The sequence below is a fragment of the Ktedonobacter sp. SOSP1-52 genome (assembly GCF_016587395.1).
In genome coordinates this window covers 367559-393105 of sequence record NZ_BNJH01000006.1, presented here as the reverse complement: position 1 = coordinate 393105, position 25547 = coordinate 367559, and the positions used below count along the sequence as shown (strand labels likewise).

The window sequence follows — 25547 nt, the reverse complement described above, 5'->3', positions numbered from 1 at the left end:
ACCAGTTAGCCACCATAAGGGAGCGAGAAATAAAAGCTACTCCCCTGGCCGGGTTGGCTTTCAACCCAGATGCGGCCTCTATGCTGGGAGATAATGGCATGAGTGATATAGAGTCCTAAGCCCAATCCCTCTACTTTATCGCGCTCATGGTGAGCACGATAAAAGCGCTCGAAGAGGTGCGTTTGATCTTCTTGAGAGATTCCCCGGCCCTTGTCATGTACTGCTACAACCACCTCGTTGCGCTTCCCCTGCTGGCAGCACGTTACTGCTACTTTGACCTCTGCATCAGCCGGGCTGTATTTCAAGGCGTTCGAGATCAAGTTATGCAAAACCTGCTCAATGCGATCTCTATCGGCAGAAACCACAAGCTCCTCTTTCGGCGTTTCAAGCATAATACGGCCTTGCCGCGTAATATCCTCATACTGCTTCATTACCTGGCGAATCAGCTCTGCAATGTTAACTTCTTGCCTCTCACGCAGATCAAAGACTTCTCCTCGTATGCGCGCCACATCCAGCATCTCGGCAATGAGTTTGTTCATGCGCTTCACCTGGTAGACAATCTTTTCCAGCATGCCTGACTCCTGGTCGAGTTGCTGCAAGCTGCGCTCTACCTCAGCATTTTTCTGCTTTTCCTGTATCCTCTGGAGCATCTGCACATTGCCCAGAATTGAAGTTAAAGGACCGCGCAACTCATGCGTTACCAGAGATATAAACTCATCCTTTAACTTATCGAGTTTCTCTATATCCTCACGCGCCTGCACCTGCTCGGTTACTTCAACCGCGGCCAGGAGCATATATCGCACGCGCTTTGGCGTCTGCTTATCAGCCTGATTATCTACAATCGGAGTTAAAGTATAGTCCCAAATAATCCTGTTATGGCCTTCCTCATCAATGACAGAAAGCTCTGGAATGCGCATGGCTTTGCGTTCTGCAAGCACCTGCTCCCAAAGGGCAATCCGTTCTTCTGAGGAAAGGGCCAGGCGTAAATCTTCCCAGGTTCGACCAATAAGCGCATCCTGAGGATAACCGGTCATATGGGCCACGCTCTCAAGATAGCGAGGGCTGGCAATCAACAACAGATGCGATTGTGCATCAAAGAGGGCCAACGCTCCGGCAGGGAAGTTATGGAAGATAAGCTCAAACTGCTCGCGTTCATGCTCAACTTCTAATAAACGCTTTTTAGTTTCATCAATAGCATAGACAATGACCCCATCTACTTTACCACTCGCATCATGCGAGGGAACTAGGGTATAGGTGAAATACGCCTCCGCCTGCTCACCTGCCTCATCTCCTGACTGCGAAAGGAGCACGCGGTCTAACGTTCGTACTGTGTCGAAGCGATACGCATCGCGCGCCAGATGCAACATTTCTACCCCCTGATCAAAAAAGATATCGAGGACCTCGTCAAGGGCGCGCCCATGCACAGGCCGCTTTTCAAGAAGAGGTGCGTAACGGGGATTATAGGCATCGATAACCAGGGTTGGCCCACGCAACACCAGGATATAAAAGGGAGCTAAGGCCACCATTTCCGCGAGTCGTGTACGCTCGTTTTCCAGAGTGACGGTTATTTCCTGCAACTCGCCGCTGCGAGCGCGCAGTTCATCATTGGTGGTCTCTAACTCTTCGTTGGTGGCTTGTAGCTCTTCGTTATTGGTCTCTAACTCTTCGTTGGTGGCTTGCAGCTCTTCATTCGTGGTCTCAAACTCTTCAATACTGGCCTGCAACTCCTCGTGCGTCAGCATCAATTCTTCATTGGCGACCTGCAGCTCCTCGTTGGCATCCATCAGTTCTTTGTTGACATCGCTCAGGCGTTTATTGGCGATTCCCAGCTCGCTCATCAATTGTGCTTGCTCGGCCTGGATCGTCTCTAGCTGTCGACGAAATTGCACCTGTTGCGTCACATCGGTAATACTGACCACCGCCAGGTCAAACGAGCCTACTTCGATTTGCATTAATGAAATAGAGAGGCTTATGTAGCGTCCATTACCTCCCACAGCCGTATCTAGTTCTACCTCGATAGGGTTGACCGCATTGCGTTCACGAAAAACGGCATCAATGGCAGCGCGTGTATCGTGATAGGGAATGCCCCGTACGGCATGCAGAAAATCCTGGTCAGTTCCCGATTCACGCAATCCCAGCAAGCGCCGTGCCGCTCCATTGACAGTCAGGATGCGATACGAGCGATCAATGACCACAATACCAATGGGCAAGAAGCGGAGGAGCAATTCATTGAAGCGCCGCAACTGGCCTATTTCTAATGGAATCGTTGTGGCTTCATGTTCGTTATGCTGTTTCCCCATATTTCTATTCTGCTGCTTCATTGCTTGCCCCTCCATGTGGGAAGCTGTTCTATCGGTAAGAATCTGGCGGCGCACTGAAGGAAGTCCATTCCCGATGCAGCGATATACCTTCCACTGTTTATTTACAAGCTCATAAAAGGATTGGATTGGGCGGACTGTCTCGGCTTTCCCTAAAAATAGGTAGCCATCAGGCGAGAGCGAGAAAGCAAATTGATTGAGTACATACTCCTGGAGTTCAGAAGTGAAATAAATAAGGACATTGCGACACAGCACCAGGTCAATACGTGGGAAGGGGGCGCTCCGGCTCAAATCTTGCTGACCAAAGATCACCATCTGGCGCAAGGCTTTAGAGATGCGATAGCCATGATCGGTATACTCAAAGAAGCGATCCCGGTACTCTTTAGGCATGCCCTTAAGCAGGTTTTCCCCATAGACCCCTCTGCGCGCAAAGTTGATCGCAGCCTCATCTAAATCGGTAGCAAAGATCTTGATGCTCCACTCCAGCATCTCCGCGCCCAGCATCTCGGTGAGCAACATCGCCAGCGAGTAGGGCTCTTCTCCTGTTGCGCACCCCGCTGTCCAGAAGCGCAAAACACGATCCCGTTCGCGCGTGCGCGCGATGAGTTTGGGCAGGACCTCGCTCTTCAAATAGGAGAAGGCCTCGGCATCACGAAAGAACTGTGTCACATTAATGAGAAAAGCCTTCACCAGTTCACCTATCTCCTCCGGGTAGGTCCTAAGATATTGGGCGTACTCCTGCATGCTCCGGTTATGCGTCACGACCATGCGCCTACCGATGCGTCGTAAGATAGTCGATGTCTTATAAGGTCGAAAATCAATACTGGCCTGGCGGCTCACCTGCTCAAGAATATCGTGCAAAACATCTTCAGTTCGCTCCCCCACCTGTTGGAGATGCTCGCCGGTTAAGAGTTCCTGAAGAAAGGGGCCAATTTTCTCGATGGAAAGTTCGAAATCAACAATAGTAGGTGGTAGTGATGAAGGCATAGAGGGATAGCGCGCCGTCTGCGGATCTTGCACCACAACCACTCCTCCTCTATTTTTGACATCCACCGCGCCGACAGATCCATCCGAGCCAGACCCTGTCAGGATTACAGCAATCAATTGCTCACCATAGGCCTCGGCCGCGGTAGATAGCAAGATATCCACCGATGGTCGTGGACGTTTGGAATGATTTTCCCGCACTTCAACAAAATGACCACGGATACTGACCAGGCGATCAGATGGCACAACATAAATTCTTCCAGCTTGCAAGCGACTACTCGAAGTCACTATTTCGACGGGAAGCTGAGTACGACGCTGTAAAATGGTATCAAGTGAACTTATACGGTTCGGTTCGAGGTGTTGCGCAAGGACAATAGGAGCTGGAAAATCAGTTGCAAGGGTACTGACAAATATAGAAAGCGCCTCCACTCCTCCCGCCGAAGACCCTACGACGATCAGGTTCCCCGTAGCCGACTCCCTCTGCTGTTCATCTTCTTTCATTGAGGCAACGCTCGCTTCCAACTAAAAAAGGATGCAGAAATCCTGGATTGACACATACGCCAATCTTCACTATAGAACTATTTTCCAGGCCTGTCAATCATTTAGTGAGAGAAGTGTATTGTAGAGGTAAAAATTGTGGGGCTTTCATTCCCTAGGAAGGAGGCTCAGCCTCAAGTTCTCGCACCATCTCAGGTTCTGAGAGCTTCAGTCCCCCTTCGACTAGCAAATGGCGCAACGTCTGAGCATGTCTTTTCGCCTCTGTCAAGCGCTCCTCAAAGCCATGCGCCAGTAAAGCCCTACCATGCGCATGTGCGTTATTCGTCAGACGCTGGAGCAACTCCACTTTCTCTTCAAGCGTCTTCAAAGCCATCCAGAGAGCCTTATCTAAGGATTCGGACTGCTCAAGCAACATGCTCTCCACGGAAAAGGCATGACCCACGCGACAGCGAAAACGTTGCAGACTTCCATCATGCATTTCCCAGAGCACGCCACCGCATTCGGGACAGGAAAAAACCGAGGGATTTCCGTTCAGCTCTTCCTTCTGGAGGTCATTTTTCTCCATGGTTGTAACCTTCTCTTCTTTCCACTCGCTAAGGGATACTGCCGGAACTTGCAAACTTCCATCTGTCACAGACTCATGTGCGAGACGAGTGAGAAGTGGTGCAATCTCTTTGAGTGGGAGCATGTAGTCGACATCCACGTACTCGCGAGCGCTTTGAGGCATACTTGCGTAGAGGGCATCCCGCGGATCTTGCACAACCGCGATACCACCTTCGCGTTTAATGGTGAAAAGCCCTGACGTTCCATCATCCAGGCCACCCGTAAGCACCACCCCCACGACGCGCCTCCCATAGGCATGCGCCGCCGAGCGAAAGAGGGGATCTACGGCGGGCCGATGCCGATTCTCTTTCGGCCCTCGTACGATATGAATACGCCCCTCCTCAAGCAACATATGATTATCTGGCGGGGCAATATAAATTTTGCCATACTCAATCGGTGCGTCATCAACTGGATGGACCGCTGGCAAAAGGCCAGAACGGCTCAAAATATCTGGCAAGCGGCTTGGACCATCGGCCGAGATATGCAAGACAATAAATAACGAGGCCGGTAGCGTCGGCGGCAAATCTCGTACGAGATGCATTAATGCCTCCACACCGCCCGCTGATGCTCCTATAACAATGATATCGTGACCTGCCATCTTATGCCCCAACTTTCAACCTCTATTTCCTGGCTTACTATAACCAGGTCTACAAAGAAATACACGATTTACTCACACAAAAAGTTTTCTCTCCCTCTGGCAAAATGTTACCTTCTATACAATTCTATTCGTGTTTCTTTCGAAGCTTCGATAACAACCTGTGCAGGTTTTCCAATACCTTTACCAGTCGAGCTACTTTCTGGCTCATGCAACCTTGCTCTGTAAAGAAAGGGAGACCTATGTTTTACAGTGATCCTCATCTCGCATATCCTGTGCGCGTCGATAAACCCAATCCTGTGTTTGCCAGAATGTTACAACAGGCCATCGGAGGAATCGAAGGGGAGATTCGCGTCATGATGCAGTACCTCTTCCAGGCCTGGAATTCACGCGGACCCGTCAAATATAGAGACATGCTCCTGAATACAGGAACCGAAGAGATCGGGCATATCGAAATGCTAGCGACGGCTGTAGCGTTGAATCTAGAGGGGGCGCCAACCCATATGCAAGAGCAGGCCATCACTCAGAATCCCGTTGTTGGCGCCATCATGGGTGGCATGAATCCACGCCACTTCATCAGTTCCGCGATGGGCGCCCTGGCCGAGGATAGCAACGGCAATCCTTTTAATGGCTCATGGATTGTCTCAACGGGAAACATCGCCGCCGATATGTACGCCAATGTAGCGGCTGAAACCTCTGGCCGCACCTTAGTTACACGCCTGTATGAGTGGACCGATGACCCTGGCATGAAGGATACGCTGTCCTTCTTAATCGCTCGCGATACCATGCATCAGAACCAGTGGCTGGCAGTCCTCGAAGAGCTTGAGCAACCGCTACCCGTTCCCAATGATTTTCCCCAGGCACAAGAGAAGACTGAGTTTAGCTATTCATACTTTGTGCAATCCTCAGCCCCCATTCCTGATCACGCACGCTTCACCGAAGGACCATCTGTTGACGGACATGGCCAGTTCAGTAAGGTAGAGGCCAAGCCGTTGGGGCAAATCCCTACCCTCGCCCCCGCGCCTCTAGAAGCGCACCCAAATGTACAACCTGGCGGGAAGGGGCAAGCGGTGACGGCAGGCACCCGAACTGGCGGCAAGCACAAAAAAGTGTAATCGAGAGAGGAGTGACAGAATATATGCACGAACTTGATAAGCAACATGACGATCAGGAGAAGAAGACCGCGCGCGCAAAGGAGCATTCAGAGCACCCCAAGGGCGATCAAAAGGCCCAGACGGGGCAGCCACCTGCGGGTATGGCAACTGATCCTGAAGCTACACGCGATCCCAACTATGCCAAACGCATAGAGGAGAAAACCAAAAAACATTAACATCAGCTCTTTTTAGGTATGAAAATAGGAAGTGAAGATACCGCAAACACCTTCACTTCCTATTCTCATGCCCAAAAAGAGTTGCAGATATGGAATAAACTATGTATATAGAACGTTTTCATACTTGCCCCCAATTTACCACTGAGCATTTAACAGATACATCACCCCATCATAGCTGTTGAGCAGCAGTTTTAAAAGCTTTAGGGCTCTTCGTCTTAGCAAGAAGAACCCCTGGACGCTCATTCATTGCATTTTTTATGCATTCGCTTTTCTACTGGCGAAAAGCCTTCTTACCATGAATAATTTTGATGATTTTCAAGGAGATTCTATGTCACACGTCATGACACCTCTGGAACGTGTGGAACAGATACCTCATGTTTCAGAACAAACACAGCAGGCACAGATATCTCCTCTCTCATATTCCACCGTTACGCCTCAGGATGAGAGGCTAACAAATGACTCGCCAGAAGAGTGGTTTTTGGAAGAGGGGGAGGAGGAACAAGATAATAACCAGCTTCCAGTTGAAGCTCAGATAGATACACCTCTTATAGAGGAACACACATCAGAACAATCAGCAAGCAAACCAGAGGTCGCAGACGACCTCTTAACCCTCTACCTCGGAGAAATGGGACGCTCTCCCCTTTTAAGTATCGAGGAAGAGATAGCCCTGGCCAAATATATCGCTCAGGGAAAACAGGAGGCCTGGCAGGCTGAGCAGGCTCACACGCTTCCCCGTCAACGTATTATGCGCCTGGCAGAAGAGGCTCGCGCACGCCTGATCGAGGCCAACCTGCGCCTCGTCGTCAGCATCGCCAGGAGGTATATGCATTGTGGATTATCGCTATCAGACCTGATTCAAGAAGGAAACATTGGTCTAATGACTGCGGTCGACAGGTTTGACTATACGCTTGGCTACCGCTTTAGCACCTATGCGACCTGGTCTATTCGCCATACAATCAGCCGGGCAATCGCTGATCGTGGTCGCACCATTCGCCTACCAGTCTATATCGTAGAGACAATGGGACGCTTTACCAAAACGCGTTCACTCCTCTTCCAGGAGCTGGGGCGTGAACCCGATATTCAGGAGCTGGCGCAAGCCATGGGAATGGATATCGAGGCCACACGTGAGCTCTTGCAACACCAGCAACGTACGCTCAGCCTGGACACGCCTCTCGATGACGAGAGCGAGATGTCGCTGGGCGACATGCTTGATGATCCCTATGCCGCAGTACCTGACGAGACAGTGGCTCATCAACAAATGAGTGCCTCTATCGGAGAGATGCTCGCGCATCTCAATGAGCGTGAGCGTTCAATTATCGAACTGCGCTACGGTTTTCGCGACGGCGAAAACCATACTCTCGCAGAGATAGGCGAGATGCTTCACCTCTCGCGTGAGCGAGTACGCCAGCTTGAAACAAAAGCCCTCGGGACACTTCGCCAGAGCTGCGATAGCCAGTTACAAGACTTCCTTCTGTGATACTCTCGCTCTCCTGAAAGGAGCGAGAGTATCTCTCTTATTACCCCGAACTTTTCTCCTCTAAATTGAGCGACTGCACCGCTACACATGGACATGAGCAGGAACCGCGCAAAGGTAGGGCAGATATTGCCCACGCAGGCTGTATGGAAGGCGCCCCACAATCAGCGTCCCTTCTTCCTCATGCTGCTCATGCTCAATATGGCCCCTACGATGGAAGAGATCTACCAGTTCACCTTTACTATATGGCACAGTTGCGCATATAGGCACCATATTTACCGCCAGCACCTGGGACATCTTCTCGCATAACGTATCCAATCCTTGCCGGTGTAAGGCTGAGATGGCTACCGCGTCGGGAAAAAACGATGTATCAATCTGCGGTGTTTTACCTAGCAAGTCTATTTTATTTAACGCCGTGATACGTGGTAAATGCTCGGCATGCAAATCTTTGAGTGTACGCAGCACCTCCTCATGCTGCTCATGCATATTAGGATGGCTGATATCAACGACTTCTAGCAAGAGATCAGCATCCGTCACCTCTTCGAGCGTGGCGCGGAAGGCTGCAACCAGGTCTGTAGGCAATTTCTGAATGAAACCAACGGTATCAGTAAGCAAGGCCTCCTGGTTGTTTGGCAACGTCAGCTGGCGTGTCGTCGGATCGAGCGTCGCGAAGAGCTTATCCTCGACGAGTACATTTGCGGCGGTCAGGGCATTAAAAAGGGTTGATTTCCCCGCGTTGGTATAACCGATCACGGCCACTACTGGAAGCGCATGTGAAGCGCGCTGCTGGCGGCTCACCTGGCGATGCTGACGGACCACTTCAATTTCACGTTTGATCTCACTCATACGCCGTCGAATACGACGCCGATCTATCTCCAACTTTGTTTCACCCGGACCACGCACACCTATCGCGCCCCCAACGTTCCACCACCTACACGAGAAAAGTTGATAGCATGCTCACTCAGGCGTGGTAAGCGATAGGCCAACTGTGCCAGCTCGACCTGGAGCAAGCCCTCGCGTGTGCGTGCATGCTGCGCGAAGATATCCAGGATGAGCTCCGTTCGATCAATCACACGGGCACGCAATTGATCCTCCAGGTTATGCTGCTGGGCTGGACGAAGCTCATCGTCAACCACAACAACATCGAATGCCAGCTGCCCCTCTAACGCCTTGAGTTCCTCAAGCTTGCCCTTTCCTATATAGGTCGCCGAATCAGGATGCTCCAATTTCTGCGTCATCATACCCACAGGTTCGGCACCAGCCGTTTGCGCCAACGTTGCCAGCTCTTGCAAAGAATCTTCAACACTCAAGAGCTGCCCTTCATTGCCTGCATCAACAGCTATAAGAAACGCACGCTCATTTCCTCCGCCTGTAGTTTGCGTATCTTCTCGTTGCGACATCTCTTCTTTCCCTCTCTACTATCAAAGTTCTATGACAACACAAATCATAGAAACATCACGCCAAGGAGAAGAGAGGAGTTCCATAAAGAGCCTGGTAGAGCGTATAAGATGCGCCGTGGTAGTCTGTGGCTACCACGGCGCATCTTATACGCTCTACCAGGCTCTACTCCCAGACTCTGGTCTCGTTAACCTGCTCCTTCGCCCGGAAAGCTTTCTCCAGGTCGATATTAAAGGTATTTGCCAGATCCAATATATAGCTCAGGACATCGGCGAACTCCTCTTCCAGGTCGACATCGCGCTGCTTTGCCTTCTCTTCGTACAACCCAGCCACCTTGCGCATAGCCTTGGCCAGCTCACCAACCTCCTCAATAAACAACACAAACTTCTCCGAGGGACTATCCTTTGTCCAGCCACGCTCCTGGCAGACAGCGGCAACGTAGTTTTGCAGATCATTCAATGCGGGCTTTTCGGGCAATTGTGCCATAAAATCACTCTCCATAAAAATAGTTTACATCGCTGTATGGAAACGTACCAATATCATTTCCTAGTGTCGCGCTTCTCTCTTTCTCCTCGTATTATAGCGGATCAGATCCCTCCTGATTGTCCACGACGAGCTCATCCTCCTCCGCTGGTAAGGCCAGGGTAACCTGCACCTCTTGGCCTGTTGGGGAGTCAATGGTCAGCGTCCCATTATGGGCAGCGGCAATCTTGTTTGCCAGGTAGAGTCCCAAACCCAATCCGGTCGACTGCGAGCCAGCCACGAAGGGATGAAAGAGCGTCGCCTGCAGATCTGCAGGGAGACCTGGTCCTTGATTGCAGACAGTCAAGACTACCCACGGTCCATCCATCCGTCGCTCGATGTGTATCTCCACGGTGATTGAAGTCTGTTTCGGCGTGTATTTCACCGCATTGGCGAGCACATTCTCAAGCAGTTGACGCAGTCGATCCGAGTCGGCAGAAAAGATGACCTTCGCAGGCGCGTGGATATGGATAGGCGTTTCTGACGAGTTAAAGGCACGAACCACTTCCTTTATCAGAGCCACGAGATCCATCGAGCATACAGTGATGGCAAAGATCCCTTGATTGAGCCGTGCTACATCAAGCAGATCGGAAATCACCCGTTCAAGTAGTCCCAGGGTGTGGTTCACGGCACTGACGTCACGAAGATCTTGCTCGCGCTCCTCTCGCTGTGCACGTCGTTGCAGTAGCTCAATGCGCCCTTTGAGGGGCGTGAGGTAATTGCGTAAGTCGTGAGCCATGATCGTGAGCAACTCCTCAGCCGCCAGACGTCGGCCTTGCTCCACTGCCTCGTGTTTCAACCGTTCGGTGAGTTCGGCTCGATGGATCACAATACCGATCCAGCGGGCAATGGCTTCCAGAAAGCGCAGGTCCTGCTCTGAGAAGAACTCGGGACGACTGGATACCACTAGCAATACACCTCGGCGAAGCGTCTCCACCTCAAAGACCGTCGCCATCTGCGACTTCACGCCGAGTCCGGTCTTCACTCCCACGAGTTCCTCAGGGTCCTGGTCGGTATGATGCGCGATGAAAGGGGTGCCAGTAAGAAAGACTTCGACGGTGCGTCCCCCATTGGCCAAGGGCAAGCGGTCCATTCCGATGGACCGCTGTTTCCTCCCCATCGGGGTATCGCTGGTCCCAAGGGCCACAAGCGTCTCATTGGTCGGGTCATGGAAGAAGATATCCACCTTATCAGCAGAGAGGACTTCTGCAATGAGGGTTGTTGCTTGATTGAGGGTCACTTTGACGTCGGTCGCTGACAGTTCCAGCAGTCCTTCAAGGGCGGTCAAATGCTGTTCCTGACGCTGATTCGCCTCTTCTTTGTCAAAAGAAGATTTCACTTCTGTATCCCTTTCTCCTCCTCTACAGGGTAATGTTCATTCTCTCCATGCGACAGCTTTCGCAGACAACCGAGTGCAGAGAACGTGAGCGGCAAACGAAAAGAGAAGCACGCGAAGGAAGTCCAAGCCTACAACGTGTATGAACATCCATACTCGTCCCTTGTTCTCTTTAAAGCACGTTCCTTCATCGATAACAGTTGCAGGGGCACATCCTCTCTTCCCCTTTGCAGTTAAGATACCCACTGCTGTAAGCATCCCCCAGTTTGGTGGTTCTTACTTCTAGGTGATTTTATCCGCCTGGCACAGTCTAATCGAGAATAATAGCGCCGCTTACCGCATCGACATGGATCTTGACAGCTGTTAGCGGCAGCTGGGCAGGCCCCTGCATGACTGCGGCCTGGTGGGTTGGGTCAAACTGCGCCCCATGACATGGACAAATCAGCAGTTTGCTGTCCGGATCGTAACCCACCTCACAACCTGCATGCGTACAAGTCGCATCGAAGGCCACAAATTGCTCCTCTGACAGGTGAATGAGCACACCAGGATCACCAGTGCTTGGGATCGTAAAATTCACGGCGCTATTGACAGGCACCGCCTTGACCTGGGCTATGGACGTACCAGAAGCAGCTTTTCCCGCGCTAGCAGTTCCGCTACTACTCGCAGCACCACTCGTGGTCGTTGTGTCTGGTCTACCAAAAACATGCAGCACCGAACCCAGAAACGCTAGGCCAGCCATACTTACGCTCCCCACAGCCAAGCCCTGCAGAAAGGTACGCCGCTTCTCACGCTGCTGCTGCGATGCCGAAAAACGCCGCTGTGATCCTCTGCGAACCGTCTCTGGCTCTGCAGCACGCCAGGTATTCATGCCAAGAATCAAGACACCCAGGGTACGCATAATCAGGCCTCGCCTGGTTGCACCTTGAGGGAAAAACACACGCTGCAGCCAACCGTCGAGAGTGGGGAGTCCCGTGCCAACAGGTCCCACAAGAAAAAGCGTCAGCCAGCTCCAAGCAAAAACGATGTCCGCCCCATAAAAGTAGGGATAGACATGCCAGCTTGCCGTTAATAAGAACAGAATACTCAAGACTATTCCGAAGAAAGACGCAGGACGGAAGAAGAATCCCACCAGCGTACCCAGGCCAATGGCCAGCTCGCCTAAAGCGACCGCCCAGCCAAATAATACGGCATGCGAAACTACCACTTTGACCAGGAGAAAATGCAGCGGCGAGCCCTGCGCAAAACCGATAATTTGATTACCAATATAACCCGGCGTCCCCTTGTGAAAAAACTGGGGATCCGTGAGCTTTTGCACACCAGCATACACAAAGGTCGCCCCCAGAAACAAACGTTGAGGGAAAAGCATCCACCCACTAATGGGTAAAGGCCTATCACCTGATGGTGCAGGGGAATCGGACCGGCTGGTAGGCATATGAAGCGTAGATTTATCAGCTATAGATGATGATGTATGTGGCGATTTCATCAAACAGACTCCAATCAGTTAAGACATGAGGATCTTATAAAAGAGTAAACAACAGTTCCGCAAGCTGAGCTTTTTTGCCCTGTTTAAAAGGGACTACAATTATCCCTAACTATATGAGCCAAAAATGAGAATACTATGAGAATATCCTCATAGGGAAGCCATATAGCCCTCTTTGGTTGCTTCCTTTCAGGCCTTCTCGCCACTACAATGCTTCGCAGGGGTATGGTATGAGGGGCGGTGTGTGCTGGCAGCCTGCGGCTGCCAGCACACACCACCCCTCATACCAAGATGAGCGCCACAGGCGCGAGGGGTCAAGTGCAGAAGTTACACATCGGGTTAAATGACTTCTAGAGCGTCGCTTTCAGGTAGAGTGGGATGAGGCACATGCGGCTCCGTTTGATACCAGTAGGCCACTGAGGCAATATCATCCTGTAGCGGCAAGTAACGCCCACCACGACGCCAGCTTAAGCCCTGAATGGTTACACGCAGATCCTCTTCAAAGCGAATAGGGTCCATAATATGCCAGCGGTACATGCCAAACCGCTGCTGACTACGATAGACACCATCTGGCTGTATGACCTGGGGCAGGCCCTGGAAAGGTGTAGAATATGTGCCATACTCCGTCGAGCGCGCGTCTACTTTCGATTCCAAAAAGCTGCGCCCCAGTGTCTCTCCATCAAAGACCACGTAGTCATTTCTGGGGCGCAGGAAACACCAGGCCCCACCAAAGTAGTCTTCCGTTCCTGTTCCACAGATAGTAGGAAAATCCTTATCGCCATCCAGGTAAAATTTCATCTCCCCTTCACCCCACCAGCCAGCATTATTGCTCTGCCAGGCAATATAGGTACCAACATAGTGACCCATTCCTCGAACGTTGTCCAGTAACGTATGCACTTCCTTATAAGGTAGAGGATTGCTTCTCCGCCATTGCGCATGAAAATAGGCTGCATCCTCAGGAACCTCAGTCAGGGTATAAGTGATCTGGTAGTAGAGAACGACCTCCCTTTCACTCAGGTTCTCAAGCGTAATCCGCGCTGACGCACGAAAAGGCATCTCCCAGTAGGAGTTCATGCCTCCCGAAGAGTTTACCGCGAGAGGCAGCGAGTTAATCTGGCAAGGTTCGCACCAACCACTGGCAAAGAAGTCGCCATAAGGAGTCTCGATAGAGGGATTCTCCTCGCCATCCCAATAAGCGCGCAAGACCAGGCTACGCCAGTTCCCCAGAAAGGTTGTCATCCACATATGCTGGATGGCTCCTGGCCCTCAATCTCAGCCAGCGTCACGCTGCTCCGTGACGGGATAGCAATTGAGGGTGAGATCTTCCATCCCTGACCCAGATCACGCGCGCTGGCAGCTCCCGTTCCCTCGGTCGCCATTCCCCCCTTGCCCTTCTCTCCAGTGAAGTTCTCAGCGCTGATTGAGCGCGTTTTGGCTTTGGAGAGCCGGGAAAGATTACCTAGCCCCATACCAAGCCCATTAAACTGAATATGATCTGTCATATCTCTACTTCCTTCCTTTGATGTGTCTACAGACAAGTATCGCATGCTCACATACAACGATACAAATAAACCATAGACACTAACATATACAAGGCCAGAGTCCTTTTAATGTCTCAGCTCACTACCCTGAGCGCCGCAGATACTACAGCCAAACAGGCTTGACGCAACGATCCTTTGGGTATACAATATTATTAGTAAGTAACAAACAAATAGTTAGCAAAGAAGAAAATGCTACTCACCTGGCTGCATGCTGCTAACAGATTCTGGACTATGCGCATTTCCGCTACGCATCGCCCCACAAGGAGCTCTGATGGAACTAGGTTTCTATACATTCGCCGATATTGCGTCGACCTCCCAAACAGAGGAGAAGATAAGCCCGGCACAACGCCTACGCAACCTTATTGAGGAGATTGAGCTGGCCGATCAGCTTGGACTCGACGTATTCGGAGTTGGCGAGCACCACCGCCCTGAATACGCTGTCTCGACGCCTGCGGTTGTGCTGGCTACCGCCGCTGAGCGTACAAAGAAGATTCGCCTGACGAGCGCAGTCACAGTCTTGAGTTCAGATGATCCTGTTCGCGTATTCCAGAGCTTTGCGACGCTCGATCTGCTCTCAGGTGGGCGCGCGGAGATCATGGCTGGTCGCGGCTCTTTCATTGAATCGTTCCCGCTCTTCGGCTATGACCTCGATGACTACGAGGAGCTCTTTGCTGAGAAGCTTGATCTCCTGCTCCGCCTCCGTCAGGAAGAGCATGTCACCTGGACTGGAAAGCACCGTCCCGCCCTGGATGGACTCGGCGTCTACCCACGCCCTCTGCAAGAGCCTCTGCCGGTCTGGGTCGCCGTTGGTGGCACTCCTGCCTCAGTGGTACGCGCGGGAACTCTTGGTCTGCCTCTGGCGCTGGCAATCATCGGAGGAGAACCAGCACGTTTCGCACCACTCATCAAGCTCTACCGTGATGCAGCCCGGCGCGCTGGACACGACGCAAGCACCTTGCCCGTAGGCATCAACTCGCATGGCTATATTGCCGATACCTCGCAAGCGGCGAGAGATGAGCACTCCCAATACTATATCCCCATGATGAACAAGCTGGCAGTGGAGCGCCGCTGGCCCAGGATGGGTCGGAGGGAATACGACTCGGCCTGCTCGCCGCGAGGTGCCCTGGTGGTTGGCAGCCCAGAGGAAGTCATCGACAAGATCCTCGCACAGCATGCGATCTTTGGACACCATCGCTTCCTTATGCAGGCGAGCGTTGGCGCGATGCCTCATCGCCAGATCCTGCATGCCATCGAGCTCTTCGGCACCAAAGTCGCCCCTGTCATCCGGCGCGAGACTGGCTCTCCCTCCACCCCGGCCTTGCCCCTGGTCGATACCCATCCATAAGCTATCAATACATAGGGAGTGTAGGCGTGTATGGCGGGCATCTGCCCGCCATACACGCCTACACTCCCTATGTATTTGAGCGCCGCAGACGCGAAACGTTAAGTAACAGGCCGACCTTCTTTATTCATAAATGGAAATATACTATTCATGGTGATAAAATACATTTATTCAGCTACCCTCCCATAAACGCAATAGTAAAACGGATGTGTTTTCTTTCTATATACGAAACACATTACTCTTTTTATGGAGGTAGTGCGCCAGAACAATATGGCAGTAAAAACCATGTTATTTTGTAGTAAAGAGATGACCGAGAGGTGCGCGGATGCTCTCTCTCACTCCCCAGGAGACGTTCTTCAAGGAGGATGCTATGTCTCGCTTGACACAGAAAATTGCTTCCCCACTCATCATCGTTCTGTTTATTTTGAGTGTGGCCTCGCTCGCGGCCAGTTATCCCTCGCGGGCATACGCCGATAGTCAGGATGTACGTGTCTGGTTGACAACACCTGATCAGAGCAATCTGCTCAAAGAGCAACCAGCTCTTTCATTCTCTAATCACGCCGACCCCGGTACCCCTACGATTACCATCAACACAAAGCAAAAATACCAGAGCATAACCGGTTTCGGCGCATCCCTGACTGCATCGTCGGCAGTCGTTCTCTCACAATCCAATATTGACCAGAAGCAGGTGATGCGCACACTCTTCGATCCCCACCAGGGTATTGGGCTAAGTTATTTACGCCAGCCAATGGGATCATCTGATCTGGCACCGCCCCTGGATGCAAGCAAGAATTGGGTGGGAGAGTACACCTACGATGATATGCCTACGGGACAGACAGATCCCACACTCAGCCATTTCTCGATTGCGCAGGATGATCGCTATCACATTACCTCACTCTTGAAAGAGGCCCTGCGCATTAATCCCCAGCTCAAAATTATGGCAACCCCCTGGTCGCCGCCCGCATGGATGAAGCAACCCGGAAATAGTTGGGGCCATTGCACCAACTGCGATGGGGGAAATCAGGGCTTCTATGATGGGAGCAATAGCTGGGATGATACGCCCAATGACTATGTATCCATTACCTTTAACGGCACACAGATCAAGTTCTATGGCGTTGTCGGTACAGACCATGGCATCGGCGCCTTCTCCATCGATGGGGGTTCCGAGACGATGGTTGACTTCTACGCGCCCACCAATGCTGGCAACACACTGGTCTACACCAGCCCGGCCCTGAGCGCGGGCCAGCATACACTGAAGGTTCGGGTCACTGGTCAACAGAGCAGCAGCGCGCACTGGAACGGTATTAACCCTGATCGCGTCGATATTATCTCAGCGAGCGGCGTTACTACCGTCGATGACAATGTACAGGGTTCGGGGCTCAACCAGTTCTCCTATGGCGGCTCTGGCGTCGCCAGTATCAACCAGGGCTATCTAAACCCGAAGTATTACCAGGCCTATGCTCAGTACTTCGTTGCCTTCATCAAGGCCTATGAGCGCGAGGGCATTCCAATCTACGCGATCACGCCACAGAACGAGCCACAGAATGGCAACTATATGCCAACCATGCTCCTGCCCGCGACCAGCCAGACTGCCAACGACACGACCATTGGCAATGAAGCGGACTTCATCACGAACCTGGCAAGTGCCTTCCAGCAGAGTCATGTTCAGACCAAAATTCTGGCCTTTGACCACAACTGGGACACACCAGAGTATCCCAGCGCCATCCTGAATAGCCCCGCTGGTAAGTACGTAGATGGGATCGCATTCCACTGCTATGGTGGAGATCCGAGCGCGCAAGATCAGTTCTACGGCCAGAAAGATATCTACGAAACCGAGTGTTCGGGAGGACAGTGGGAGAATAACAGTAATCCTACCTTCGCCGCGACCCTTCAGGATGTCATGGAACTGGGAATTGGCTCAACGACCCATGGTGCAAAAACGGTTGTACGCTGGGGCCTGGCACTTGATCCCAACGGTAATCCGCACCTGGATACGGCTGGATCATGTGGTACATGCCGGGGCGTCATCTCAATTGCCGCGGATGGAAGCGTGACTAAGAACTCTGACTATTATGGTCTGGGACATTTCAGCAAGTTTGTTGCTGCTGGCGCCTGGCGTATCGCCTCAACCACCAGCAGTAGTAACCTTGAGAACGTCGCGTTTCTTAACCGGGATGGAACACGCGTGCTGGTTGTCTACAACCATAACGCGAGTAGTGCTGGAGCAACAACCTTCCGGGTACAAGTAGGTCACAAAAACTTTTCGTATACACTGCCCGCTGGCGCGGCTGTCACCTTTACGTGGCATGAGGAAGAGGAATAAAATATGCACCCGCTCTATCCAACTCTCTTGAGAAAAGGGAGACAGAAAACGGCGTGATTCCACGCTGCTAAATCCCCATAAAGGGCTCAGGGCATGCGTCTACATATAACGATCATCATATGTAGACGCATGTCCTCCTCCATATTCAAGATTTGGTAAAGGAGAAGGCTCGACCTTTTCTGTTACCTTACCCTATCAGCAAGTCGAGGAGCAACCTTAAAATAACAAAGGAGCGAGCATTTTATTTTGGCGCGCTTTATGATATGCTACATTTGGCAGTAAAGAGCAATAGGGGCTATAGATATTTCCAGGGAGCGCATGTAGCATGACTGATTATATTGGGCAGCAGCTCGGCAATTACCAACTCACACGTCTTGTAGGAGATGGAGCATTTGCCCAGGTTTATCTAGGAGAGCACATCTATCTCGGCACACAGGCCGCAATCAAAGTGCTCGATACGCAACTGACAAGCGACCCGGTCGACTGGTTCCGCACCGAGGCTCGCACCATCGCGCGCCTGGTGCATCCAAATATCGTGCGCGTCCTGGACTTTGGTATAGAAGGCAATACTCCCTTCCTCGTCATGGAATACGCGCCCAATGGCACACTTCGTCAACGTCACGCCAGCGGCAGCCCCCTCCCACTGCCAACTGTGGTTTCTTATGTGAAACAGATAGCCGAAGCCTTACAATATGCTCACGATGAAAAGTTAATTCACCGCGATGTAAAACCAGAGAATATGCTGCTGGGGAGACGCAATGAAATCCTTCTGAGCGACTTTGGTATCGCGATGATGATAAAGACATTTAAAGACGGAAATGTAGAGGATGTGGCAGGAACCCTGGTATACATGGCGCCGGAACAACTACAAGGGAAGCCACAAACAGCCAGTGATCAATATGCTTTGGGCATCATCACGTACGAGTGGATCACCGGCGAACGCCCATTCAATGGTTCGCCAACAGAAGTGCTCTCACAGCACCTTCTTGCCCTGCCACCCCCATTGCGTAAAAAGGTACCGACCATTGCCCCTGCCGTCGAGCAGGTCGTCATGAAGGTGCTGGAGAAGGCCCCGGAGAAGCGCTTCCGCAGTGTACGAGAGTTTGCACTCGCCCTGGAACAAGCCAGTCGCTACCAGGCACTCACTCCTAGCAGCCAGTATGGGGCTTTCGCTCCTGAGCAGGGAAGTCTGGAGGGCGGCACGAGCCAGGCAGTTGCAGCCCCCTCTTTTTTCGAGGAACCCGTTCCCGCCGTGGTAAAAAATACGACGCCCCCGCCTCCTTCCATCCTGCCTCCTCTGAGACCCGCCAGACCAGGCGAGCCTACAGGAACGGTTCTCTGCAATTATCGCGGGCATCTCCAGGGCGTACGCTCTCTCTCGTGGTCACCCGATGGTACACGTATTGTTTCCGCCAGCCATGAGAAGACAGTCCACATTTGGAATGCTATGACAGGTTCCACGATTAATATTTACAATGATCAATCCAATATCATCGATCTCGTGGCCTGGTCGCCTGATGGTACGCGCATTGCCATGGTTGGGGCTAATGCACACATCCAGGTCTGGGATTTCGCCACTAATCGCCTGGTCGCCTCCTACCGTGGACATCTGGGGAACACCGTCAATGCCATTGCCTGGTCGCCTGGGCAATTCTTTCTCGCGTCCGCCGCAAGTGACGGCAAAGTACATGTGTGGGATGCGATGACGGGTCGACTCATTACCATCTATCAAGGACACGCTGGCAGTGTCAATATGCTGGCCTGGTTCCCCGATGAGGCTTCGGCGGCCCCTGGACGCGATTACCGCATTGTCTCCGGTGGCGATGATCGTTCGATACAGATCTGGGACGCCTTCACGGGAACAAACATTACGCGCCATCAAGGGTATCCAGCAAGGGTTACAAGCGTTGACTGGTCGCCAAGGGTCTATTCATCTTTGTCTCTTGGATCAAGTTTTTCAGCGAGTATCCTCAATAGCTCACGTGTTGGTTGCGGCAGAGACGATGGGATGGTACAGATGTGGGACACGGCAACCAACCGGGAGGTGCTCAGCTATCGCTATGCCGCTCCCATCTCCGTCGTAGCCTGGTCGCCCAATGGGGCACGTTTCGCCTATGGCGGTAAGGACGCAAAAGTCGAGGTGTGGGATACCAGGACAAACCTCAGGCTCTTCACCTTTTCCCATGCGTCCCCCACACAGGTCCTGGCCTGGTCGCCCAGTGGCAAGCACATCGCCTCTGGTGGAAGTGATGGCACCATCCAGGTATGGATCGCGCCCTGATGGCACGACCCATACCTGGATGGTGCCATTTGCTAGGAGCAGTCTGAATTTCACCCGAGTCTCCATCTGGAAACGCTCAGAAGCTGTGAGATGGAAGAGGGGAGCCGGCATCTCCGCCAGTTCTCCAGGCGCGCCAACAGAAAAATCGATGAGCTCGCGCTCCTGCGTCTGGGAGAGGTGCCAGGGGCTTTCCACACATCTGTTGGAAGCGGCGAGGCGTAGGTGCGCCCAAAGGGGTGCGAACGCACCCAGGAACCACTACCAGGCTTTCGTTCAAGCTACTGCTCTTGCTCCAGGAGTTGATACGCCGCGATGACGGTGCTACGACTGATACCCCACGCTGTCGCCAACAAGCGCTCGGCTGGAAGCCGTGTTCCTGGAGCAACATCCCCACGCTGGATCAGCCTCTGAAGGGCAGCCGCCAAACGGCGATATAATGGCCCTTTGCCTGTTGACCAGGGCCCAAGGAGATGGACAATCTGCTGAATCTCCATTTTTCATACCAATCTTTCTTCAATTGGATCTATTTTTTCAAACCACATTCTTTTATAGTGGATAGCAAGCGAACCTGTCAAGTCCGCAAATACGCAAGAAAAAAAGGAAAAACAGATGTGGTTTCGTATTCTGGTGCTGGCTATCGGTGGTTTTGCGCTCGGAACAAATGGTTTTGTGGTGGTCGGCATTTTACCTGAGATCGCTCATGAGCTCCACGTGCCGATTGACCTGGTTGGTCAACTGGAAACCGTTTTCGCGTTGACCTATGCGCTGGGAGCGCCTGTGCTGGCTGCTGTAGCTGGCAATATCGCGCGCAAGCGTTTATTGTTATTTGGCCTCCTGCTGGTGGTCATGATGAACCTGCTGGCTACGGCTATCCCCAACCTGGCTGTCTTATTCGTCACGCGCATGCTCTCGGCCATAGGTGCGGCTCTCTATACCCCCACCGCATCCTCAGTTGCCGCCTCTCTCGCGCCTGAGGAAAAGCGCGGGCGGGCCCTAGCGCTGGCGATGGCAGGGTTGACACTGGCGATGGTCCTGGGGGTACCGCTGGGCATCTTTATTAGTTCTACGTGGGGCTGGCACATGACCTTTGCGTTCATTGCTTGCCTGAGTGGACTGGCCTTTCTTGGCATTCTCGTGCTCTTCCCTGCCATTGCCAATCCGCCCAAAATTGGGCTGCGCACCCGCCTGACTCTCTTACGCCGACCTGTGTTGCTGGTAACCTTGTTGAACACCGCTCCGTGGGTCCTGGGGTACTTTATCATCTACACCTATCTCAGCTCTTTCTTGCAGCAAGTCACCCACCTGGACGGAGTCGGAATCAGCAAAATGTTCCTGCTCTTCGGCCTGGCGGGGATCGTGGGAAATGCCCTGGCAGGATATAGCACGGACCGTTGGGGAGCAATGCGTACGCTGGTCCTGGCCTCGCTCGCCCTGGGACTGATCCTCTGCGCATTCCCTTATGTCGCCACTTCGTTCGCCGGAGCAGCCGTGCTCATCCTCATCTGGGGAGTTTTTGACTCCATGACTATCCCTCCTCAGCAGCATCGTCTGCTGGCACTGACCACAGAAATACCTGGCGTGATTCTCTCGCTCAACAGCTCGGTGATCTACCTCAGTAGCGCGGGCGGGTCAGCACTGGGCGGATTGCTTATTCATTTCACCTCTCTCACTGCACTCGGTTGGGTCGGCGGCATCTGTCAATTTCTTGCGCTGGGCGTCCTGTTCTGGAGTTCGCACCTAATGAACAAAGCTCAGCAAAAAGAGTCGAAAAGAAAGGAAGAACCATGTCCGGCCAGCATGTCCGTCTCACAATGACCCCATTCCTCGCTTACTATCACGTTGATGTCTTCAGCGCCCGCTCATTTACGGGCAACAGTCTGACTGTCTTTCCAGCCAGCGAAGGATTGAACCGCGAGCAAATGCAGCGTATTACTCAGGAGATGCACCATTTTGAGTCAATCTTTCTCTGTGAGACGCCTTCTGCTTCAACGGTCAAAGCGCACGTTTTTGATCTGCAGGAAGAGCTTGAGTTCGCGGGTCATCCGCTCTTAGGTGCGGCTAGCGTTCTGCATGAGCTGAACAGCGCGGAGGAATCCCGCACCTGGAATTTCATTCTCCCGCAAAAGACCGTACAGGTGACGACGAGGCAAGATGGAAACCATTATCACGCGCTCCTCGATCAGGGTCAACCAACATTTTTCGGCGAGGTAGAGCAGGGGCTGGCTGGCGAACTGCTCACGGCGCTGAACCTGACACCAGCTAATCTTGCTGCTGAGCTCCCCCTGGAGGTCATCAGCACTGGGCTGCGCTATCTGATCGTGCCTATCAGACAGGGACTGGCGCATGCTCGGATCGTGCATCCCGCCTTTGAAGAGCTCCTGGCAAAGGCAGGCGCGCAGTTCGCCTATGTGCTCGACGTTCCAACCCTGGAAGGCCGGCACTGGAATAACGATGGGCGACTTGAGGATGTCGCGACAGGGAGCGCCGCCGGAACAGTTGGTGCGTACCTGGTAAAGCATGGCCTTGTCCAATCAGACCAGGATTTCCTGCTCCACCAGGGACGTTTCACCGGCAGACCCAGCCAGATGCTCATTCGTATTAAGGGACAGCGTGACGCTATCCAGGCGGTACTGGTAGGCGGCGATGTCTCGCTTGTCGCGCAGGGAAGGCTGCTTTCCCTCCCTGGCGAATCTGTGAACAGAAACTGATAGCTCTGCTCACAGATGCTCTTTCTCAAAGGGGAGATACATTCAGAGAAACGGAGAACATAATGAATCGTGAAGGATTGAACAGCCCAGAAATCGAAGCGCCCGTTGGTCCATTTTCTCATGTCGTCAGGACTGGCGACTTGCTGTACATTTCTGGGCAGACTGGACAGAGGTCGCACACTGGCACACCAATTGGAAACGACATTGCGGAACAGACGACGCAAATCTTCGAGAACCTCAGAGCGGTCCTGAGGACAGTCAATTGCGATTTGAGCCATATCGTCAAGGTGACGGTGTTTCTCACAAATATAGATGATTTTGCCGCCATGAACGCCGTGTATGCCCGCTATTTCGATCCCCCTTATCCCGCACGCTCGACCATTGCGGTCAAAGCGCTTCCGCTCAGTGCGCTGGTAGAAGTTGAATGTATCGCGAAGGTGGAAGATGAAAATACCTCTGATGGAAGCGAAAGACCATCTTTGTAGCCTTGAGGGAGCCTGACGGAGGAAAGCCCAGGATACGATAAAAACCACTCATAGTGATAGATTTTTATCCGTATCCTGGGCTTTCCTCGAGTGTTCAAGCAAACCTGGACTTCCTCCGCTCGCCAATATTGGTTATGCACGGCGCGCGCGCGCTTTGGCGGCCTCTTCCTCGCGATTCTTTGGTGAAGCGTGCGTCTCCAAAGAATCAAGGAGCGTACTGGTGATGACTGCTATCTCAGCAACGGCGGCATTGAAGGCGGCTTCATTGGCCTGCGATGGCTTATTATAACCGCTAACCTTGCGCACAAATTGTAAAGCCGCCTGGCGAATTTCTTCTTCAGTCGCCGGCGGCTCAAAGTTAAAGAGCGCCTTGATATTTCTACACATATGTCTCCCCTCGTTTCCCAGATCAATTCTCTACTACATAGGTATTCTCACCAACAGCAGCCAAATCGGAAAAGGGGGTCTAGGGGGTTTCCCCAGCCCCTTTTTCTTTCTTTTCACTCATCCTATAGAATAGGCTGTTAAGAGAGTCACATACGCAATGATACGCACCGATGCCGCGATAATCGTCATAAAGGCGAGCTTTGATTGAAGTATGCCCGGTATGTTGAATGCATAGCCAATCACCAACACCAGAAAACCAAGGCTCATGATCAAGCTAAAACGGGTAGATTTTGACACATAAAGTGTGGCATACCGGACGAAGGCGCAGGTATAGATAATCATGCGGCAGGCATTGAGCGCCAGGGATACCTGGGGTCCGGGAACCGGCGGGTAGAATGGCGTTAAAAGTATCACAATAAGGAAGAGCGCCATCTCAACTACCTGCCAACGTTTGAGCTGCTGCATCTGGTCATGAGACTTCACCAGAGAACTTAGAAAGATAAAGAGGCCCCCACCACATGCACCAAACGACCTCGCCCAATCCGTCGCGAATGTGTTGCCTCCAATATGCGCCTCGCCAACAGTACCGACAAATGTACCTAAAGAAATAGAGGCCATGGCAAGCCCCAACACAAAGAGCATATCACTACGAGACAGCCTGTAGACATAAAAAGCTCTCAGAGAAATAATGAGACAGACAGTGCCAATTGGAATAGACATCAAATTTGCAATTTGACTGATCATAAAACTACTTCCCCCTGATTAATATGTACTACTTCTCCGAAAACCCTGAGCGCGCTTGTCCCCGAATGGGGGTTGGGTTTCGGCATAAGATCGGAGTTCGCGTCTCTAGAACAGCGAATCAATAGTGGAAATCCCCTCGAGAGGCTTTTCGTCCAGCGTAGAGAGCTGAATTTTCTGCTGATGGAGTAAATAACGAAATGCCTCAGCACCCTCTTGTGGTCCAAAAGCGAGGCCTTTCATGAGATCGGCCATGGTCTTGCGCCCATCAATTGCCGCATAGAGACGCCTGGCGTTTTTGTCCTCAAGAATCGCTGCATTCGCGAATGGGTTATCCGCCTGAAACGCCTCCAGGTCTTGCGCGCGTCGTGGCACAATATCTGCGAGCGTCAGGCCTGAAAAAAACTTCCTTGACAGCTTATCGAGAGTTGGCGACAAGAGAGCATCAGGAGCGGCAAGAAAGCGGCGATTGATCAAAATACGCAAGGCCTGCTCTAAAATAAAGGCGATGGCGCGCTCCTGCTCTTTTGAGAGGGGAGCTTGTGAGAAGAATGAGACAATTATGGTCAGAGGCGTGGGACTCTGCTTTCCCTCCGGCTCTCTCCTCGCGGGAGGGAGCAGCATCTCATGCTGCAAAAAATATCCAGCCCAATATTGTAAGCCATAGCGGGTCAAGAAGGAGGCCAGTACAGGAGAGAAAACATCTGCAACAGGGAGAGATGCTATACCATGTTGCTCCAGCAAGAGACGATCCACCACAGATACTATATACTGATTTATTGTCGCCTGTTGCGGTAAAGATGGGAGCTGGCTCGCGCTCGCACGCGTCTCAGCATGCAACTCTCCACTACGATCCAATTGCATTGTCCAGAACTGGACAACAGGTATGCCCAAATATTGTCCAATCTTGTCCGACAACCAGAGCAACACTTCATCTACGTGATGCATGGTAATCGTTGCTTGCAAAAGCTGAGCCACGAGAGAAATCGGCTGCTTTCTCTCTCCCATTGATCGAGATGGGTCAGGTACATGATGCTTATCTTGCATAGATGCCTTTCTATACAGGCGTGAATGATACCGGCCACGGAAAAATCCAGCGTCTGTGATTTTCTACAAGGGATTGTTGTATGAAAAGTAAACGCCACGGTTGCTCTTTTTTATCGGAAAGCTAATTACTTCTTCTGGGAAAACCCCGGGCGCG

General features: G+C 52.2%; 21 protein-coding genes and 1 pseudogene. 10 read left to right on the top strand and 12 right to left on the bottom strand.

The genetic code is table 11. The features are described 5' to 3' along the window. Positions 1 to 5: 5 nt before the first annotated feature. Together JMJ16_RS46840 and JMJ16_RS46835 are read right to left on the bottom strand one after the other, a co-directional pair. Positions 6 to 3803, bottom strand: coding sequence for a CheR family methyltransferase (locus JMJ16_RS46840; protein WP_201392853.1), 3798 nt, complete (start codon positions 3801 to 3803; stop codon positions 6 to 8). A gap of 151 nt (positions 3804 to 3954) precedes the next feature. Further along, positions 3955 to 5001 (bottom strand): chemotaxis protein CheB, encoded by a 1047-nt coding sequence (locus tag JMJ16_RS46835; protein WP_201392851.1) that lies wholly within the window; start codon positions 4999 to 5001, stop codon positions 3955 to 3957. Positions 5002 to 5240: 239 nt separating this feature from the next. Between JMJ16_RS46835 and JMJ16_RS46830 the strand changes: the two genes are divergently transcribed. The 3 genes from JMJ16_RS46830 to JMJ16_RS46820 all read left to right on the top strand — a co-directional run bounded on the left by JMJ16_RS46830 (position 5241) and on the right by JMJ16_RS46820 (position 7805). Continuing rightward, positions 5241 to 6113: a manganese catalase family protein gene (locus tag JMJ16_RS46830; protein WP_201392849.1), complete on the top strand. Its 873-nt coding sequence runs from the start codon at positions 5241 to 5243 to the stop codon at positions 6111 to 6113. Positions 6114 to 6136: 23 nt separating this feature from the next. Beyond that, the gene (locus JMJ16_RS46825; RefSeq protein WP_201392847.1) at positions 6137 to 6328 is read left to right on the top strand and encodes a hypothetical protein; all 192 of its coding nucleotides are present in this window, start codon (positions 6137 to 6139) and stop codon (positions 6326 to 6328) included. Positions 6329 to 6656: 328 nt separating this feature from the next. After that, positions 6657 to 7805, top strand: coding sequence for an RNA polymerase sigma factor RpoD/SigA (locus tag JMJ16_RS46820; RefSeq protein ID WP_201392845.1), 1149 nt, complete (start codon positions 6657 to 6659; stop codon positions 7803 to 7805). 81 nt (positions 7806 to 7886) lie between these two features. Here the strand turns inward: JMJ16_RS46820 and hflX are convergent, their stop codons facing one another. From hflX to JMJ16_RS46795, 6 genes and pseudogenes are all read right to left on the bottom strand, one after another. Next, entirely contained in the window at positions 7887 to 8681 is a 795-nt protein-coding gene (gene hflX / locus JMJ16_RS46815) for a GTPase HflX (RefSeq protein WP_255553317.1), read from the bottom strand. 26 nt (positions 8682 to 8707) lie between these two features. Further along, a complete protein-coding gene (locus JMJ16_RS56290) occupies positions 8708 to 9202 on the bottom strand; it encodes a hypothetical protein (protein ID WP_255553316.1) in 495 nt (164 codons plus the stop codon). A 163-nt stretch (positions 9203 to 9365) separates the two neighbouring features. After that, complete coding sequence (locus tag JMJ16_RS46810; protein ID WP_201392843.1) at positions 9366 to 9686, bottom strand: MazG nucleotide pyrophosphohydrolase domain-containing protein; 321 nt, start codon at positions 9684 to 9686, stop codon at positions 9366 to 9368. Between the two features lie 91 nt (positions 9687 to 9777). After that, positions 9778 to 11061: a HAMP domain-containing sensor histidine kinase gene (locus JMJ16_RS46805; RefSeq protein ID WP_201392841.1), complete on the bottom strand. Its 1284-nt coding sequence runs from the start codon at positions 11059 to 11061 to the stop codon at positions 9778 to 9780. 307 nt (positions 11062 to 11368) lie between these two features. After that, positions 11369 to 12541 carry a TQO small subunit DoxD gene (locus JMJ16_RS46800; RefSeq protein ID WP_201392839.1) on the bottom strand — a complete coding sequence of 391 codons (1173 nt, stop codon included), beginning with the start codon at positions 12539 to 12541 and terminating at the stop codon, positions 11369 to 11371. A 336-nt stretch (positions 12542 to 12877) separates the two neighbouring features. Further along, a pseudogene (locus JMJ16_RS46795) lies at positions 12878 to 14040 on the bottom strand (glycoside hydrolase family 172 protein). Between the two features lie 310 nt (positions 14041 to 14350). On the opposite strand from JMJ16_RS46795, the gene JMJ16_RS46785 reads away from it, so the two are divergent. The 4 genes from JMJ16_RS46785 (at position 14351) to JMJ16_RS56285 (ending at position 20247) form a co-directional block, all read left to right on the top strand. Further along, positions 14351 to 15424, top strand: a complete 1074-nt coding sequence (locus JMJ16_RS46785; protein ID WP_201392833.1) for an LLM class flavin-dependent oxidoreductase — start codon at positions 14351 to 14353, stop codon at positions 15422 to 15424. A gap of 367 nt (positions 15425 to 15791) precedes the next feature. After that, the gene (locus tag JMJ16_RS46780) at positions 15792 to 17744 is read left to right on the top strand and encodes a glycoside hydrolase family 30 beta sandwich domain-containing protein (RefSeq protein WP_201392831.1); all 1953 of its coding nucleotides are present in this window, start codon (positions 15792 to 15794) and stop codon (positions 17742 to 17744) included. A gap of 325 nt (positions 17745 to 18069) precedes the next feature. Continuing rightward, the gene (locus tag JMJ16_RS46775; protein WP_201392829.1) at positions 18070 to 20025 is read left to right on the top strand and encodes a serine/threonine-protein kinase; all 1956 of its coding nucleotides are present in this window, start codon (positions 18070 to 18072) and stop codon (positions 20023 to 20025) included. Positions 20026 to 20115: 90 nt separating this feature from the next. After that, the gene (locus JMJ16_RS56285; RefSeq protein WP_255553315.1) at positions 20116 to 20247 is read left to right on the top strand and encodes a hypothetical protein; all 132 of its coding nucleotides are present in this window, start codon (positions 20116 to 20118) and stop codon (positions 20245 to 20247) included. A gap of 56 nt (positions 20248 to 20303) precedes the next feature. Here JMJ16_RS56285 and JMJ16_RS46770 read toward each other — a convergent pair whose 3' ends face one another. Continuing rightward, the gene (locus JMJ16_RS46770; protein WP_201392827.1) at positions 20304 to 20519 is read right to left on the bottom strand and encodes a GntR family transcriptional regulator; all 216 of its coding nucleotides are present in this window, start codon (positions 20517 to 20519) and stop codon (positions 20304 to 20306) included. Between the two features lie 115 nt (positions 20520 to 20634). Between JMJ16_RS46770 and JMJ16_RS46765 the strand changes: the two genes are divergently transcribed. The 3 genes from JMJ16_RS46765 (at position 20635) to JMJ16_RS46755 (ending at position 23218) form a co-directional block, all read left to right on the top strand. After that, positions 20635 to 21840, top strand: a complete 1206-nt coding sequence (locus JMJ16_RS46765; RefSeq protein WP_201392825.1) for an MFS transporter — start codon at positions 20635 to 20637, stop codon at positions 21838 to 21840. Further along, complete coding sequence (locus JMJ16_RS46760) at positions 21810 to 22733, top strand: PhzF family phenazine biosynthesis protein (RefSeq protein ID WP_201392823.1); 924 nt, start codon at positions 21810 to 21812, stop codon at positions 22731 to 22733. The genes JMJ16_RS46765 and JMJ16_RS46760 overlap by 31 nt, the downstream gene beginning before the upstream one ends. 62 nt (positions 22734 to 22795) lie before the next feature. Continuing rightward, complete coding sequence (locus JMJ16_RS46755) at positions 22796 to 23218, top strand: RidA family protein (RefSeq protein ID WP_201392821.1); 423 nt, start codon at positions 22796 to 22798, stop codon at positions 23216 to 23218. 132 nt (positions 23219 to 23350) lie between these two features. Here JMJ16_RS46755 and JMJ16_RS46750 read toward each other — a convergent pair whose 3' ends face one another. The 3 genes from JMJ16_RS46750 to JMJ16_RS46740 form a co-directional block, all read right to left on the bottom strand. Continuing rightward, entirely contained in the window at positions 23351 to 23605 is a 255-nt protein-coding gene (locus JMJ16_RS46750) for a DUF2277 domain-containing protein (RefSeq protein WP_201392818.1), read from the bottom strand. 117 nt (positions 23606 to 23722) lie between these two features. Continuing rightward, positions 23723 to 24223: a hypothetical protein gene (locus tag JMJ16_RS46745; RefSeq protein WP_201392816.1), complete on the bottom strand. Its 501-nt coding sequence runs from the start codon at positions 24221 to 24223 to the stop codon at positions 23723 to 23725. 231 nt (positions 24224 to 24454) lie between these two features. Beyond that, positions 24455 to 25393, bottom strand: a complete 939-nt coding sequence (locus JMJ16_RS46740) for a hypothetical protein (protein WP_236602028.1) — start codon at positions 25391 to 25393, stop codon at positions 24455 to 24457. Between the last annotated feature and the right edge of the window lie 154 nt (positions 25394 to 25547).